Below are 16,418 nucleotides of genomic sequence, written 5' to 3' on the forward strand. Positions count from 1 at the left end.
AGGCCAAGGCTTGTCAGTTTTGTTTTATTTTTATACGCTGTTGCAAATTGAAACAGCGTCGGGCGCGGGTGTAAACTCTTGCGCCTGCGGGGGTGAGGCATGCTTCCGCATTTTTCCATATGGCATACCATTCGCGGCAAGATTGCCGTGGGCACGGGCCTGTTTCTGGTCATGCTGCTGCTTTTGGGCGGCATTGCCTGTTATGATCTGGGGCGCATCGACAGGGCAGCCCGCCTGATCGATATGGTGGACGACCTGCGCAGCGATGTGCTCGAGATGCGCAGGTACGAAAAAAATCTGCAACTTTTTCCCGGCAGAAAGGGCGACCTGCTTGCCCTGCGCAGTTTTGTGGAACTGGCGCGGGAGCGGGCCACATCCGTGGGGCAGGATTATAACGCAGCCATGGGCCGCCGGGTGGGCGACGGCGCGCACCATAATCTCGACCTGCTGCTGGAAGGCATCGGTACCTATGAGGCCCTGCTGGAGGATCAGCCCACAGACGGCGCTGCGCTCACCGATCAGGGACAGCGCCTGAGCGAGCTGGCTGATTCGGCGGTGCGCCGCATGCGTCAGGGCATTTTTACCGCCGTGGGAGATCTGCGCACTCAGCTGCTGGGGGCCATTGCGGCCCTGCTGGCCTGCGGGGTGGCCTTTGCCTGGCTCATAGGTAGGCATATCATGCGCGCCCTTGGGGCCATTGAAAGCGCCGCGCGCAGTGTTGGCGCGGGCATGCCTCTGCCGCCGCCCCCGCCGCAGCTTGAGGAAGAAGCGCGCCATGTGCTCCAGACGCTTGACGGTATGGCGGCGGAACTGGAAAAGCGCCACGCCCTGCTGTTGCAGGAAAAAAAGCTGGCTTCTCTCGGTGTGCTGACCTCCGGCGTGGCCCACCAGCTGAACAATCCCCTCAACAATATTTCCGTTGGCTGCCAGCTGCTCGGCGAGGATGTCAACGATGCCCGGCAGGGTCTGCGCCCCATGCCCACGGCGGAAGACGTGACGGCGCAGCTGGATGAAATTCAGGCCGAGGTTGTGCGCGCCCGCGATATTGTGCGCGGCCTGCTGGATTTTGCCCGTGACCGGCCCTTTACCGTTGCCCTGCATGATCTTTCCGGCCTTGTGCGCAGGGCTGTGGGCCTTGTGCGGCACGACATGGGCGCGGCCGTGCGCATAACGGTAGACGTGCCTGAAGGGCTGCAACTGCCCGTAGACGCCCAGCGCATGCAGGAAGTGCTTATCAACCTGCTGCTCAACGCGGCACAGGCCATGAACGGCAAGGGCGAAGTGCATATCACCGCCTCTGTGGACGAACTGGCGGGTATGGCGGAGCTGCGCGTGCGCGACTCTGGCCAAGGTATTGAACCCGAGAATCTTGGCCGGGTGTTTGATCCTTTTTTCAGCCTCAAGCCAGTGGGCGAGGGAACGGGCCTTGGTTTGTCCATAGCCTTTGGCATTGTGGGCAAGCACAAGGGAACGCTCGAAGTGCAGAGCCAACCGGGGCAAGGGGCGTGTTTTACCGTGCGGCTGCCTCTTGCGGAACGGCATGACGCAGACGGTTCAGGAGCAGAGGCATGACTACGGAACGGTTCCGGCTTTCGGAGCAATCACCCGCACAGGTAAACTCCGGCGAAGCTCGGCACGGGCACGGGCTTGACGCCGCGCAGCGGGCTGGGGGCGGTGGTCGGTTGCTGATCATTGACGATGAGCGCATGGCCCGCGCCAACCTTGCGCGCGCCCTGGAGCGCGGCGGGCATGAATCGGTTCAGGCGGGCAGCGGCGAAGAAGGCCTGAAACTGCTGGCCGAGCAGGATTTTGACGTGGTCATCACCGATATCGCCATGGCGGGCATGAACGGTATGGAAGTGCTCAAGGCGGTACGCTCCAGCAAACCGGATGTGGAAGTCATCATGGTCACGGGCTACCCTATGATTGAAAGCGCCGTGGAGGCCATGCGGCTGGGGGCCTTTCATTATCTGGCAAAACCCTATTCGCTGGAAGAAGCGCGCATGCTCGTGGCGCGGGCGCTGGAGAAGCGCCGCCTGCGTCAACAGGTCGTCCAGATGCGCGCCCAGCTTGAGGCCAGCGGATCCGTGCCGGAAATGGTGGGCATGTCGCCAGCCATGTGCGGCCTGCGGCAGGCGCTCATGCGGCTGGCCCCCACAGATGTGGCCGTGCTGCTGCAAGGTGAAACAGGCACCGGCAAGGAACTGGCGGCCCGCACCATGCATGCCCAGAGCCAGCGGGCGCGTCGGCGCTTTCTGGCGATCAACTGTGGCGCGCTCTCGCCGGAGTTGCTCGAAAGTGAGCTTTTCGGGCATGAGCAGGGGGCGTTTTCCGGCGCGGTGCGGCGCAAGGAAGGTCTGTTTGAGGCCGCCAGCGGCGGCACGCTGTTTCTGGACGAGATGGGTGAAATGTCGGCGGGCATGCAGGTCAAGCTGTTGCGCGTCTTGCAGGAGCAGAACCTGCGCCGTGTGGGCGGCACCGTGGACATACCCGTGGACGTGCGCATTATCGCCGCCACCAACCGCAACCTTAAGGAAGAGGTGGAGGCCGGGCGCTTCCGGCGCGATCTGTATTACCGCGTGGCTGTGGTAACGCAGGAATTGCCGCCCCTGCGCAGCAGAGCTGAGGACATTCCCCTGCTGGCGCGGTTTTTTCTTGCGCGGCTGGCGGAGCAGGGCGGGGCAGTGCCGCTGGAGATTGAAGATAACGCCCTTGATGCGCTGCGGCAGTATCCCTTCCCCGGCAACGTGCGAGAGCTGGCCAATATTCTTGAGCGGGCGGCGGTGTTTTGCCCGCCGGGCGGCAGCATAGGGCTGGCGCATTTGCCTCCGGAAGTCTCCGAAGCGGCCGCCCATCTGTCCGTCCGCAATCCCGGTTCTTCTTCTGTCGCCGTCCGGCAAGAGGATGCCGCCGCTGCAACCCCGGTTTGCCCCCAAGCAACAACGCCATGTGCATCGGTGCCAGCCGCGCCAGCACCAAGCGCAGCGACCCCCCTTGTTCCGCTGGCCGAAATGGAAAAGCAGCATATCCTGCACGCACTTGAACTGGCGGGCGACAACCGTACTCTGGCCGCCGACATGTTGGGCATCAGCCGATCATCCCTGTGGCGGAAGCTGCGGGAATACGGCGTGTAACTCTGCGGCAGCGCGACAGCCCGATGCGTATTGTGCTGGCAGCGCACTTTCATGATTTTGCCTGTGATAATCCTGTGCGTGAATAAATATACTTGCCCGGTGCGCAGTATTTCACTTTGAAATGCAACAGAACTGAAATATAGTGATTCTTTGGAGAGAGCGAGTGTGCGAAAAGTTTTTTGATTCTGCACCGAGCAAGTGCATATTTTCAGCACGCGCAGCACGATGCAGGCAAGGTCTCTCACACTGCGCTTTCTGTATCTGTTTACCTTGGAGGAACCATGCAGGCACGTATGAAAGAACACCCCTTGACCACTGAACAGATAGATTCCCTGTTAGGCTCTATTCAGGTTGGGCATCTGGCCACTCTGGGCGAAAATGGTTTCCCCTACGTAACACCAGTACATTTTGTGTTTATGAACGGGCATGTCTACTTTCACGGGTTGGCAGCGGGGCAAAAGCTGAAAAATCTGCGCGCCGACTCCAGAGTCTGTTTTGAAGTTGAAGGTAGGCATTCATTTATTCAGGCAGATGTCCCCTGCGACACCAATACCGCTTATCAGAGCGTGATCATTACAGGCAACGCCGCTGTGGTGAATGACCGGGCCGTAAAAATCGCCGCCCTTGACGCCATTGTGGCCAAGCACACGCCCCAGCACACAGGTGTGACTTACCCTGAAAATATGCTTAAAATGACGGCAGTGGTTGAGATTAAGATTCAGGAAATCACTGGCAAATATTATTCCTGACGCGGCTTTGGCTATGCGGAAATAAAAACAGCCCAATGCATCAGCATTGGGCTGTTTTTATACCAGATGTGGGCTTGTTGCAGATGTTGCCTTGCCAGAGTGCTCATGGCAGTTCGGCAGCTCAGTTTCGCGCCGACGGCTAGGCAGCTTCCTCAAATCTCTTGCGGGAGAGACGCGCGCATCTCGCCACAGCTCGCCTACAGCTTTTTGGCAATGATGTAGCGGGGTCTGTGGCGCACTTCGGTGAATATTTTGGCAAGGTATTCACCAACCAGCGCCATGCAGAAAAGCTGCACGGAGCCCAACAGCAAGACTACAATAATCAGTGATGTCCAGCCCTGAATGGTTTCACCCAGAGCGTATTTGAGCAGGGAAACACCGCTGAAGGCCAGTGCCGCCAGCATGCAGAGCATGCTCATAAGGCCCGCAATGCGCAGGGGCGCAACGCTGCATGCCGTAATGCCCTTCCAGGCAAAAGACACCATCTTCCAGAAAGGATACTTGCTTTCACCGGCCATGCGGCATTGGCGCATGTAGAAGACCTGCGCGCTTTTAAAGCCGAGAGCCGGAAAAATTCCGCGCAGAAAAAGTGAATGCTCGTGAATTTCGTCCAGCGCTTCCAGCACGGGGCGGGCCACAAGGCGGTAGTCGGCATGGTCGGGGATCAACGGCACCTTGAGCCAGCGCATGAATCCGTAAAACATGTGCGCAGTGCGCCGTTTGAAAGGCGTATCAGTGCTGCGGTCGTTACGCACGCCATAGACGATATCGTTGCCTTCCATATAGCGGTCAATCATTTCAGGGATGGCGGCAATGTCATCCTGCAAGTCGGCATCAAGGCTGATGATGCAGTCCACGCTCATGTCGCGCGCCGTGACCATGCCCGCCCAAACGGCGTTCTGGTGGCCTGCATTGGCGGCAAAGCTTGCAGCCCGGCAAAAGGGATCAATTGCGTGCCGTTCTTCAAGCAGCTCCCAAGTGCGGTCACGGCTGCCATCGTTTACATAGAGGGCAAAACTCTCCGCATGCACACGCCCCTGTTTTTTGAGATCGGCCAACAAATCGGCCAGGGCATTCAGGGTGCGGGGCAGAGTTTCCTCTTCATTATAGCAGGGTACAACCAGTGCCAACAATGGGGCGGTGCGGGACAAGGCTTATTCCTCCATGCGGAGAGTATGTTGTGTGCGATCAGTTTTGCTAGTGAGACGCACTTGCTCTGCGCCACACAAGGGGCGCGCCAGGCTGTTCTACAGCGATATAGGCGATGTCGTCCACAGATTTGATGCCGGGAATAAACACCGCTGCCTTGCCATCGTCCGTAACAGTGGCGGAGGCCGGAAAATACCGCAGAGCAGCTGTTCTGGCTGAAATAAGTCCTTCGTCGGGGCTTTCAAACAAGGCCCTTGCTGCCTGTTGCAACAGGCTTGCAGTGGTGGTTGCGCGTATCCTGGCTGCCACATGGACTTTGCCCTGGGGCAGGTTGTCGAAGAATGCAATGTTGCATGCAACCTGCGCGCGGGCATCGGGCGCTTCAAAGACGCGCAATGTTTGCGACTCGTTCCAGGGTACAAGACCACGCCAAGCCGTTGAGAAAAGGTTTACCTCGCGGATGTCGTAGCCGGGAAAGAAATACTTGTCTGTTTCCGGGTAGTCCCGGCAGCGCAGGGTATTTTGGTGGTGCGTGGCAATGACCGGCTGCGCCATAAGGAAAACTCGCGCCTCAATCAGTACGCTTGAGAGCAGCAGGGTGCAGAATATGATAAAAAGAGCCTTAGCCTTGATGCTTGTGGCGTTCAGGGCTGCAAGTAGTGAAAAAGGGCAGAGCGCAGTGAAAAAGAATGTTGCGCTCATGGCCCTGTAAGGCGTTGAGGGGCTGGCGATAAAGGCAGCCAGACTGGCCTGGGCCATGAGAAAGAAAATTACTGCGGGTATCCACGCGGCAGGCTTTAAAAGCCCCCGGCGGTGCAACAGCCACGCAAGCGCCAGGGCTGCAAGAAAATAAGGCAGCATTTCAATTTGTTGCGTGCCCCAGAACTCCAAAAAGCGCAAAAAAGCAGGCAGGGACAACAGTGGGATTTTTTCCGCGCCGCCAACGGCTGCGAGGCGCACGGCATTGCCCGGCGCGGCCATCATCATGCCCCAGCCAAAGGCTGCCCCCACAATGCCCGAGAGTGCCCACGCAGGCACGCTGCGAGATGTGCGCCAGCGGAACAGCGTCACGCCCAGAGCTGCAAGCAGAACCAGCATGCCGACATTTTCGTTGCTCCAGCCTGCAAGAACACCCACAAGCACATAAAGCAGGCCGCCCGGCATGCGGAAGTCTGCTTTGTCGGCCCAGATGCGGTACGGCACCAAAAAAAGAACGCCCCACACGAGGCTGTATCCGTAATCACCCGTGCCAGTGCGCCAGAAAAAAACGGTTCCAAAGGCGGGCAGGGCAATCCACACAAGCCCGGCCATGACAGCGAGGTGCCAGGCGCTCAGGCGCTCACGCCACTGTGCGCCCAAGGCCAGCAGCGAGCCGCTGGCAACGAGCAGCAGAAACATGGCTGGAGTGAGCAGGGGGTGCAGCCAGGCAGGCCCGCGCAGCAGCACGCGAGACATGAAATGCCCGATAAATTTCCCACTCCATTCGTGGTATTCGAGCACCTGCATGTCCCACAGGCCGGTGCAGCCAGGATAAATGCTCGAAAAGGCATAATCATCGCTGACCCACGGCGTCATGGCGCAGAACCATGACATGATGGTTATAATGAGCAGGCCTGTGAAAATAAGGCGATTGCGACGTAAGTGTGTGGATTTTTGAGCCGCCTGTGCGGCAGAATTTAATTCAGTGTGTTGCATTTCATAAAAGTCCTGGCCCATGCTGTCAGGGAAAAGGGCTGAAAGCCCGAGATGCGTTTCTGTAGCAGGTATCTATTAGTAAATATCTTTCGATGTCAATGTGTTTATATGCAGCCCAAGGGGGGGGCTGCTGATGCCAGGAAGCAGGCTGTTGTTCTAATGTTTTGACAGGTATTGTCGTTAAGAAGCAATACTGGTAGAAATTAATGAGAAAATGTCTCTCAGCCTTCAGCCCCGTACCCCCTAGCCAACCACGGCCACCTCTGCTTTTCGGAGTTTTCCATGCGCCAGATCAGCATCAATACTATCTGCACATTGTCCGTAACGGCAGCGGTTGTTGCCGTGATTACCGTGCTAGTCATTTACGTGTCCACCTCGTCCTACCACATGGTTGCCGGAGTGCAGACCGAGGCCTTGAACGAAGCCAGCAAAACTGTGGCGCGTTCGGCTGAAATATACATCCAGCAATCTGTGGATGTGGCCACCATCCTTTCCCGGCAGGAGCCTGTGCTGAGGGCATTTGCCGGTCAGCCCCAGGAAGCACAGGAATTGTTGACAAGCTATGTCAAATCCTTGCCGGGGTATTGGTCATTTCTGCTTTTTGACCTCAAGGGGCGTATTGTTGCCGGGGTCAATTCTGATATGGGCGACCTGACCGGGGGCAACAGGGCTGATCGGGATTATGCCCGCCAGATATTCAGCGGCAAAGATGTAGCCCTGAGCGGAAGCGTCATGAAAGCCACATCGGGGGACGTGCTGATCTACGTGGCGGCCAAAGCAGTGCGCGGCAAGGATGGCTCGTTGCTCGGCGCTGTGGCCGTGTGCCCCCGCTGGACGGATTTTACGGAAAAAACCATTGATCCTATCCGGCTGGGGCGGCGCGGATACGGCTTTACCATCGACCAGAGTGGCCGTTTCATTTCCCACAGCATGGACAAAAAGCTGCTGCTTCAGGATTATTCCAAGGAAAAATTCATTCAGGATGCGCTCGCAAAGGGCAGCGGAACCTTCAGCTATGAATGGAAAGGTGAGGACAAGTTCATGTCTGTGGCCAAAATTCCGGCTACAGGGTGGCTTGTGTGCATGAGCGCCTATGATTCCGAGCTTACAGCGCCAGCGGCGGATCAGCGGTCTGTGCTGTACATGGTGGGCCTGGGCGCGGTTGTTCTGCTGACTCTGGTGATACGCGTTGTGAACCGCAAGCTTGTGTTCGCTCCCCTGCAACAGCTCACAGATTTTACAGAAGCCGTGGCGCAGGGCGATTTCAAGGCCGTGCTCGCAGGCAAATACCGTGCAGAGATGAAACGCTTTGCCGGGCACCTCTGCACCATGGTGGACGAGCTGAAAAAACGCCTTGGTTTTGCGCAGGGGGTGCTGCACGGCATACCTACGCCATGCTATATCGTGGGCAGCGATTTCAAGGTGACCTGGCTGAATGAGCAGGTGTGCAGCTTGCTGGGCAAGGCAGATCCCAAGGATACATATCTGGGGCAGCGCTCGGGGCTTTTCACGTGGGGGGATGCCAATCATGAGACGCTGTCTGACCGGGCCATCAAGGAACGCAAGGCTCTGAGCCGTGAGTTTGACTATACGGCGCAGTCTGGAAAGCAATTGCGGGTTTCCGTGCAGACAACGCCATTTTTTGATCTGGACGGCGGCATGCTGGGTTCCATTACATTCTGGACGGATCTGACGGAAATCTACGGTCAGAAAACGCGCATTGAAGCGCAGAATACGGCCATTGCCCAGACTGCCGTTGAGGTTTCGCAAGTGGCGGAAAATATCGCTACAGCCTCACAGCAGCTTTCGCAGCAGATCGCGCATTCGAGCGCGGGCGCGCGCGAGCAGAGTGGTCGCGTGAGCGACACCGCCAATGCCGTGGAAGAGATGAACGCCACAATTCTTGAGGTAGCCAGAAGCGCTTCGGCCACATCGGAGAATGCCGAAAAAGCCAAGCTGAAGGCGCAGGACGGCGCCCGGCTGGTGGAGGAAGTCAGCGCCGCAGTGCTGAGCATCCGCAATGAAGCAGGGCAGATGACCGACAGCATGCGCAGCCTGGGCGAGCAGGCGCAAGGCATTGGAGCCATCATGGGCGTTATTTCAGACATCGCCGATCAGACCAACCTTCTGGCGCTTAATGCAGCCATTGAGGCGGCGCGCGCTGGCGAGGCCGGACGTGGTTTCGCCGTAGTGGCTGACGAAGTGCGCAAGCTGGCGGAAAAAACCGCCCACGCTACTACCGAGGTGCGCACGGCCATTGGTGGCATACAAAGCGGCACCAATACCGCTGCAGCACAGATGGATGCCGCCGTGGAGCGCGTAACCCAGGCCACAGGGCTGGCCCAACGCTCTGGCGAGGCCCTGGCTGAAATCGTTGAGATGGTTGAATCTGCGGGGGACCAGGTGCGTTCCATTGCTACTGCCGCCGAGCAGCAGTCTGCCACATCTGAAGAGATAAACCGTGCGGTCAGTTCCATCAGCGTTATCGCTTCTGAAACGGATAATGCAATGGCTCAGTCAACCGAGGCGGTTGAAGCCCTCGTGGCTCAGACCAAAAAGCTTGAACAGCTTATAGCGGCCTTGCGCTCCAGTTAGCATCGGCTACCGTGTTTTGAGCCCCTGCTGCCCGCAATTGCCGGGCCGCAGGGGCTTTTGCCTGTCTGGAAGAGCAGTGGAAAAGCTGATTATGAAGTTGTCTCCATCTTGCGCCAGCTTTGCAGCTCAATAATGTTGCCCTCGGGGTCGCGCGCGTACACAAAAACCGCTTCCATGTCGTTGGGGTAGGCGGCTGTGACAACCTCGCCAACCTGCCCACCACCTGCGGCAACAATCTCTGCCAGGGTTGTTTCCACGTCATCCACTTCAAATGCAATGTGCGCAAAGCCGGGGCGGTTGACCTCCGGCGGCAGGGTGTCGCGCAGTTTGTCGTATGAAAAAATTTCAAGCGTTGGGTGGCTGTCGTCATAGCCGGGCAGCAACAGATGCTCGCCAGTAATGTGGGGCTTGGGCAAACCGGTGAGCCGGTCAAGCCACGGCCCTCGCAGATCACGCGTTTGCCCTATGCTCGAGCAATGCAGCGTCTGCTTGTAAAAGGCAATGAGTCTGGCGGCATCCCTTGCAATGATATTTGTGTGCACATAGCGGAACATGGCGTCTCCTGAAGCGGTATATGGGGAATGGAAAGGCCAAAAGGCAAGCAGGCACTAGCTGCGACGCAATGCAGCGGCGCGTGGATTCTTTGGGGGGGGGATCCGATATGTATGCCATGCGTACGACATTATCAATGCCAACGCCCTGTCAAACCAGGGTTTTATGACTTCTGCGATCGTTGGAAAGATTTGCCCGACAGTTTATTGCATGGCTATCGATTGTTGTTATTATCGATAAGGATAACTTATTACTGTTATCGTATTGATTGAATGCTCCTAAATAGTATTCTTGCTTGTTGACCATGTTCTTGTCATAAAAAATGTCTAACTGTAGTGTTGAATTGGATTGTTTTTGCGTTTACTGGTAAACCTCTTGCTATGCGCTGCATGGTTTAGTAAAAAAAGTTATCTTTGCCTTACTCTAACGCAAGGGTGCCTGTCATGGAAGCTATCTCTCTGAAAGAATTGGCTGTCCCTATCATCAAATCCATCGATAGCTGCAATTATCTGTTAAAGTCGCACCATAGGCGTACAGCCATCATCGCCTACCATATTGGCAAAAAAATGAATCTTGACTGTGATCAGCTCTTCAGGTTGATCATAGCAGCTGCAGTTCATGACGTTGGAGCCTTGTCTGTTCAGGAGCGTAATGCGCTCATTCAGGCAGATGTGCATAATCCAAGGCCTCACTGTGAAATGGGATACAGAATGCTTTCGTCATTCGGCCCGTTCAAGGACGTTGCCAGGATCATCAGGCATCATCATATCCACTATGATGCATCGCAGAATATGGAAGAAGGCGAGGTGCTGCTGGACAGCCACATACTTCACCTTGCGGATCGTGTTGACGTGCTGATCAATCCAGATGTTTTTGTGCTCAAGCAAAAAGCCTCGGTCATAGAAAAAATCAGGGACAACGTTTCGACCACGTTTCATCCTGATGTCTTTGCTGCCTTTGTGCAGGCATCAGCCCCGGATATCTTCTGGATTGAAATCAATAATCTCGAGCTTGATCAGCTTTTCAGGCTGGTCGATTCGTCGATGAATTTTGATCTTACACTTGAAAATGTTCTCGATTTTGCCTTGACCATTTCGCGCATCATTGACTTCCGTAGTCATTTTACAGCCTCACATTCCTACACGGTAGCCAATCTTGCCTGCGAACTCGGCAAAATATTTGGTTTTTCCCGCGAACGCTGCCTGAAGCTGAAGATCAGCGGCTACCTGCACGATATAGGTAAAATCGGGATCGACCCCGGCCTTATTGAAAAGGGAGGCCCGCTCACTGATGATGAATTTGATCAGGTCAAGCTGCATACGTATTATACGGGGCAGATACTGAGCAGCCTCAGCATTTCTGAGTGGTTTTATGAAATTGTGCTCTGGGCCAAGAACCATCACGAAAAGGTCGATGGATCTGGGTATCCGTATTCCCTGCAAGATGAGAATCTGGATGTGGGTTCAAAAATACTGGCGTTTTCAGATGTGATTGCGGCCTTGATGGAAGATCGCCCATATCGCAAAAGTCTGCCTATTGATACGGCCTTTGAGATAATCAGAAAAAGTATCTCTGCAAAGATTTCCGATCAAATGTTTGATGCCATAGAAGGGCACAAGGATGAAATAAACGCTATTGTGTTGCAGTGCCAGCAGAACATCAGGGAACAATACAGGCCGGAGTCGGTCAGTTAGCTGGCAGAACCCGTCCACTGTGACGGCGCGCTCGGCTCTGTATTGCACTCAGGCTATTCAGCGTATTTTTTTACGATGGCGTGAGCCAGTTCCGCATATGCCTGGGCTTTAAGAACAGCCACTTGTTGCTGATCTGAAGACGCGCGTGTGTAGCGTGCACTGGCCGATGTATCCTGAATCGGCTTGGGTGAAAAAGCTTCCCACTGGCCAGTTGCAACATCAATAAGAGCCATTTTCAGGCGGATTCGCATCTCCTGCGATTCATCTGGAATAATGCCGCCAACTATGGGAACCCAGGAAACCGCTTTTGTGCTCATATCTTTTTGCGCTGTTTCCAGAACCCCCCAATAGACCAGTATTTTTGTGCAATTGCCCTTTGCCGCAGCCAACCGTAAAGCTGCTGCATGACTGTTGTCGCCCTGGCCCGCGGGAATGCCGGAAAATGCCGCAACCCGATAATGCGCTTCCAATGCCTGGATCATGCTGTCATCCGGCATGATGGCTCCTGACTGGATAAGCATGACAGAGGAGCCTTTCGGCAGGGAAAACTGTTGCCTGTTTTCCAGCGCGCTCTGGATTTCTTCCTGCGAGACTGAAGCGGTAGGATTGACCCCCAACACTTCAAATTCGGTCAACTCTCCTTTGTAAAGAGAATGGCCTGCTTGCCGCAATCTGCCCGCCTCCGCCTGATAGCCGGAATCAGAAATGGATCTGACGCCGCATCCTTGTAACGCGAGAACAACAAGTAAAATTGAAATAGCCGCGGCGTAACGTAGCGGCGCGTGAGTATTCATGGTGTGTCCCGGCTATAACGAATGATTGGGCGTGTTGACAGGCTTTAGTTTGCCCAGCGCACGAATATTTGTAAAGTATGGTTCTGATAAATATGATTTCGCATCGGCTCATAAGTGAGAGAATTGTCTGAAAAAAGGCGATTCACGCGCCATTTGGGATTTTCATTACACAGGTATGGGGCAGAGCGGAAGTGATGCTTGCGTTGCAATAGAAAGGGCGGGTTGCATCGCGGTACTTCGCCCTTTTGCTTGCCCACTAGATCTTTTGCTGTCGTAAAACACCTCCCCAATGGGGACGCAGTCTAGGTGCTGAATTCGTTCATGATCATGCGCACTGCGTGCAGATACGCAAAGCCGTCTTTTTGATCCGGCTCCAGATGGCAACCCTCGCCCCATTCATTCCATGCGTTGATAAAAACATATTGCAAGTTCTCCGGCAGATACGCGCGGGTATGCTGCGCCATGGCGCGCAGGGCAGCGATGAATACATCCACTGAGGTGTGCTCAAAAGATAGTCCGTGTCTGCCGCGCCGGGGTGTGTTGTCCCAGCCGGGGAAGACGCAGCGTAGCCGCGTGTAGGCGGGGGGGGCTTTCAACAGCATGTCTTGCACGGTGGCAGCATAATCAAAACGGCGGGGTTCTTCTCCTGCCGTGGAGAGCATGTTCATGGGGTTCAGGTTTGGGGCAAATTCCACCATCACGTCAAACCCCAGATTGGCGGGATGCTGCCCTACGTGACATTCCACGCCAGCCAGACAAAGTTCAGTGTGCCCCATGGCCCACGCTTCTTCGCGCCATATCTGGCTATACACGGACATCAGGGGATTGCGCTCCGGTGCAAAGACCAGCAGCAGGGGTTTGCCGTCTATTCTGATATGGCGCGGGTTGTCAAAATACTGCGCCAGATCACGGATAATCTTTCTGGCATTTTCCGGTGAATATTCCTGCGCGATGAACGGTTTTATCCTTTGGGGCTGGGTATTGTCGTACCATGATTCGTGCGCCCAGCAGAGGCAAAATTCGTTCCGTATCAGGCGGCTTTTGTTGATGATGTGCAGGGGCGCATCCAAAAGTGCGCGGCCAGCCATATTGTAGTAATAATAGCAGAATGCCGTAACGTTGTTATCCCAGGCGATGTGATGCTGCTTTGTCAGGATCTTTTCGTCTGTAAGATCATAGTAGCCCAGAATATCGTGAGGAATATGCGGCTGGGCATGCCCATCATACAGAGGAACGGCCCCTCGAACGTTGCACCATTCCGTAAAATTTTTGCCGTAGATGCCATTTTCTGGAATAACATGAAACTGCGGCAGATAGAACGCGATAGCTTTTGTCATATTTTGCCATTGCTGTTCATTGAATATCAACAAAACCCGCCCATACTGTCTGAAAAATAAACGATACGGGGGGCGGCCTGCTGCTGACTATAACGGTGAACTCACTTCACAGAAACATGAAGACGCCTGAAAGTCACTATGCGAAAGTGTGCCGAGGCGTACAAGGGCTGGTAGCCGTTGAGGTGTGTCCCACAGACAAGCCCATGCCCCCATACCGCGCTGGTCAATCCCGCATGCGCGTTTGACAGCCGGTCCTGTCATCCCATTCATCCAGCCGCACTCGGTTAGTGAAGCTCCATGCCGTTGGTGTTACACCCGCGCGTCGCATAATGCTGTTTACAATCAGTCAGCCCTGTGTTGATGTAAGCAAGCCGAACTGGTTGATCCCTCAAACGCGAGTATCAGCAAGATGACTGATTTTATTGATATAAAAACTTTAGCTGTTTGCTATGGTTTGTGTTGTTGTACCCAGCTTGTCGCCTTTATACTCCAATACAGGATCAACAAGGGCGGGCAGGGAATTCAGTGGTGGGTATTGGGCAGCGTGCTGATGGTTTTTGGATTTTTCATGAATTCGTTCAGAGACGTCGAGTTAGTAGCCAGCATTGCAATATTTATTTATACAGCTTCTTTTTTGCTTTGCTTTTTGTGTATATATATTGGCCTTGCCGAATTTGTGGAAAATAAAAAACTGCTGCGGCCTGTGCTGATTATAGTGATTGTGTCGCTGATTGTGCTGAGCTATTTGGCGTTTATTGAAGGCAGCATATTTTTACGGCGAACACTCCTTTCTTTCTCCTGTTCCATTCTCTCTCTGTTTTCAGCCGTAACAGTTGCTGGCGGCAACTGTAAGCATACGCTGCCTGCCAAATTTTTAAAGTATGTGTTTATTTTCAATACGCTGTGGCTTTTTATTTTCGCGGTTCTTCCCTGGTGGGGAGGGCCGGGGATGCCCTTGTTCACAAGCCCATCCCCTCTGGCTGCAACGTATTTTCTCCTTATGACCACCAGCACCTTTTGGACAATAGGGCTCATTATGCTGGTGAGCCAGAAGTTGTCCGACCAGTTGCGTGCTTCCAAGCAGTTTCTGGAGTCCACGCTCGACGGCCTTTCCGCCAATATCGCCCTCATCAACGCCGAAGGTGAGATTGTGCTGGTCAATCAGGCCTGGCGCAACTTTGCTGTTGCAAATGGCATGTCGCAGGAGTTTGTTTCCGAAGGGGTAAATTATCTGCGCGTCTGCGAAGGCGTGTGTGTTGATAATGCCCTGGAAGCCAATTCATTTGCTCAGGGCATACGGGATGTTCTTGAATGTAAGCTTGAAACGTTCTCCATGGAATATGGCTGCCATTCGCCAGAGCAAAAGCGCTGGTTTTTGGGCAGGGTCAACCCTTTCTGCGGAGACGGCCCGCGCATGGTTGTGGTGGCGCACGAAGACATTACAGAGCGAAAGCTTGCAGAAATCGCCCTCGCGGAATCCAACCGCAAGCTCGAACTCATGACCAACGAGGATGGCCTGACAAAAATTTCCAACAGGCGGCATTTCGACGCCATGCTCGCTTATGAGCGAAATCGCCACATCCGCTCCGGGGCAAGGCTTTCGCTTATCATGTTGGACATAGATTTTTTCAAGAATTACAATGACACATACGGCCATGTGAAGGGTGATGAATGCCTTCAAGCCGTTGCTCAGACCGTAGCGGAATGCCTTAACCGTCCCACAGATATGGCCGCGCGGTATGGTGGAGAGGAATTTGTCTGTCTGTTGCCCGAAACCGACATTCTTGGCGCAGTGAGCCTGGCCGAACGCATACGCAAGGCTGTCATGCAGAGCGGGATTCCCCATGCGGCGTCGCAGGTAGCCAGGGTGGTGACGGTCAGTGTTGGGGTCGTGTCCTGCACCTGTCAGGAATCCACGACTCCAGAGCTGATTGTGCAACGCGCGGATGAACAGCTTTATGTGGCAAAGCATGAAGGGCGTAACTGCGTTAAATTCCGGTCAGATGAGGACGGGATGTATGCCCAGATGCACAACGGGAACAGCTTGGGGCTGAAAGTGCTATGGAACAGCGCGTATGCTTCTGGCAATGCGGAGCTGGACGGGCAACACATGGAGCTGGTTTCCATTGTGAACAGCCTGCTTGAGCGCGTACTCGCAGAGGGAGATGCTCTTGACCTCACTTCCCGGTTTAACGATGTGTACCATATTGTAGAAAAACATTTTAATGACGAAGAAGCCGTGCTGCGCAGCAGTGGGTACCCGGAGGTTGACGAGCATGCGGCCCGGCACAAAGAATTGCTGCAAAAGTGCGCTGGTCTGCTCAAACAGGATGGGGAAAACCCGGTGTCCCCTGTGCAAATGCTGCAATGCATAATACACGACCTCGTGCTGAACCACATGGTTAAGGAAGACGGCAAATACTTCGCTTTTTTAACCGGGGTTGAGACTACAGCTAACTAACGTGGCAGCATGGATAATGGGAGGCAGGCATCATTTCCACACAACGCCGCTGAGGCTGTCTTTCCAAGAGGGGGGGCAGGCAGTGCTGTTGCGGGGGAATAAGTTGCCTGATTTTTGTTCAGCTGGGGGGATATTGCAACAGTATATAGCCGCGCCGCATTCCATCTCTTTCAGACGCAAAAACGGCGGGTTGCCTTAACGGTGACTCGCCGTTTTATTCGCTAGTGTGGCGGTGAGAGAGGATTGATCCGTTCCCTC

At 54.8% G+C, this 16,418-nt stretch carries 11 protein-coding genes; 6 read left to right on the plus strand and 5 right to left on the minus strand.

Annotation, left to right across the window (positions count from 1 at the left end):
- The first annotated feature begins 99 nt into the window (after positions 1-99).
- The 3 genes from RDK48_RS07140 to RDK48_RS07150 all read left to right on the plus strand — a co-directional run bounded on the left by RDK48_RS07140 (position 100) and on the right by RDK48_RS07150 (position 3,883).
- On the plus strand, positions 100-1,572 hold the full coding sequence (locus RDK48_RS07140) for a sensor histidine kinase (RefSeq protein WP_298998424.1): 1,473 nt from the start codon (positions 100-102) through the stop codon (positions 1,570-1,572).
- The gene (locus RDK48_RS07145) at positions 1,569-3,134 is read left to right on the plus strand and encodes a sigma-54 dependent transcriptional regulator (RefSeq protein WP_298998426.1); all 1,566 of its coding nucleotides are present in this window, start codon (positions 1,569-1,571) and stop codon (positions 3,132-3,134) included. The genes RDK48_RS07140 and RDK48_RS07145 overlap by 4 nt, the downstream gene beginning before the upstream one ends.
- 281 nt (positions 3,135-3,415) lie before the next feature.
- Positions 3,416-3,883 carry a pyridoxamine 5'-phosphate oxidase family protein gene (locus RDK48_RS07150; RefSeq protein ID WP_298998428.1) on the plus strand — a complete coding sequence of 156 codons (468 nt, stop codon included), beginning with the start codon at positions 3,416-3,418 and terminating at the stop codon, positions 3,881-3,883.
- Between the two features lie 197 nt (positions 3,884-4,080).
- Here RDK48_RS07150 and RDK48_RS07155 read toward each other — a convergent pair whose 3' ends face one another.
- Both RDK48_RS07155 and RDK48_RS07160 read right to left on the minus strand, forming a co-directional pair.
- Positions 4,081-5,034: a glycosyltransferase family 2 protein gene (locus tag RDK48_RS07155; RefSeq protein ID WP_298998430.1), complete on the minus strand. Its 954-nt coding sequence runs from the start codon at positions 5,032-5,034 to the stop codon at positions 4,081-4,083.
- Between the two features lie 46 nt (positions 5,035-5,080).
- Positions 5,081-6,727 carry a DUF6056 family protein gene (locus RDK48_RS07160; protein WP_298998432.1) on the minus strand — a complete coding sequence of 549 codons (1,647 nt, stop codon included), beginning with the start codon at positions 6,725-6,727 and terminating at the stop codon, positions 5,081-5,083.
- A 282-nt stretch (positions 6,728-7,009) separates the two neighbouring features.
- Here RDK48_RS07160 and RDK48_RS07165 point away from each other — a divergent pair, with 282 nt between their 5' ends.
- Positions 7,010-9,322, plus strand: a complete 2,313-nt coding sequence (locus tag RDK48_RS07165) for a methyl-accepting chemotaxis protein (RefSeq protein ID WP_298998434.1) — start codon at positions 7,010-7,012, stop codon at positions 9,320-9,322.
- Between the two features lie 89 nt (positions 9,323-9,411).
- On the opposite strand, the gene RDK48_RS07170 is transcribed toward RDK48_RS07165, so the two are convergent.
- Positions 9,412-9,876 carry a VOC family protein gene (locus RDK48_RS07170; RefSeq protein WP_298998436.1) on the minus strand — a complete coding sequence of 155 codons (465 nt, stop codon included), beginning with the start codon at positions 9,874-9,876 and terminating at the stop codon, positions 9,412-9,414.
- A gap of 441 nt (positions 9,877-10,317) precedes the next feature.
- Between RDK48_RS07170 and RDK48_RS07175 the strand changes: the two genes are divergently transcribed.
- A complete protein-coding gene (locus tag RDK48_RS07175) occupies positions 10,318-11,568 on the plus strand; it encodes an HD-GYP domain-containing protein (protein ID WP_298998438.1) in 1,251 nt (416 codons plus the stop codon).
- Positions 11,569-11,621: 53 nt separating this feature from the next.
- On the opposite strand, the gene RDK48_RS07180 is transcribed toward RDK48_RS07175, so the two are convergent.
- Entirely contained in the window at positions 11,622-12,362 is a 741-nt protein-coding gene (locus RDK48_RS07180) for a hypothetical protein (RefSeq protein ID WP_298998440.1), read from the minus strand.
- A 302-nt stretch (positions 12,363-12,664) separates the two neighbouring features.
- The gene (locus tag RDK48_RS07185) at positions 12,665-13,699 is read right to left on the minus strand and encodes a glycoside hydrolase family 99-like domain-containing protein (RefSeq protein ID WP_298998442.1); all 1,035 of its coding nucleotides are present in this window, start codon (positions 13,697-13,699) and stop codon (positions 12,665-12,667) included.
- 949 nt (positions 13,700-14,648) lie between these two features.
- Here RDK48_RS07185 and RDK48_RS07190 point away from each other — a divergent pair.
- Positions 14,649-16,160 carry a diguanylate cyclase gene (locus RDK48_RS07190; protein ID WP_298998445.1) on the plus strand — a complete coding sequence of 504 codons (1,512 nt, stop codon included), beginning with the start codon at positions 14,649-14,651 and terminating at the stop codon, positions 16,158-16,160.
- Positions 16,161-16,418 lie beyond the last annotated feature (258 nt).

It is taken from the genome of uncultured Desulfovibrio sp., assembly GCF_902477725.1.
Classification (GTDB): domain Bacteria; phylum Desulfobacterota; class Desulfovibrionia; order Desulfovibrionales; family Desulfovibrionaceae; genus Desulfovibrio.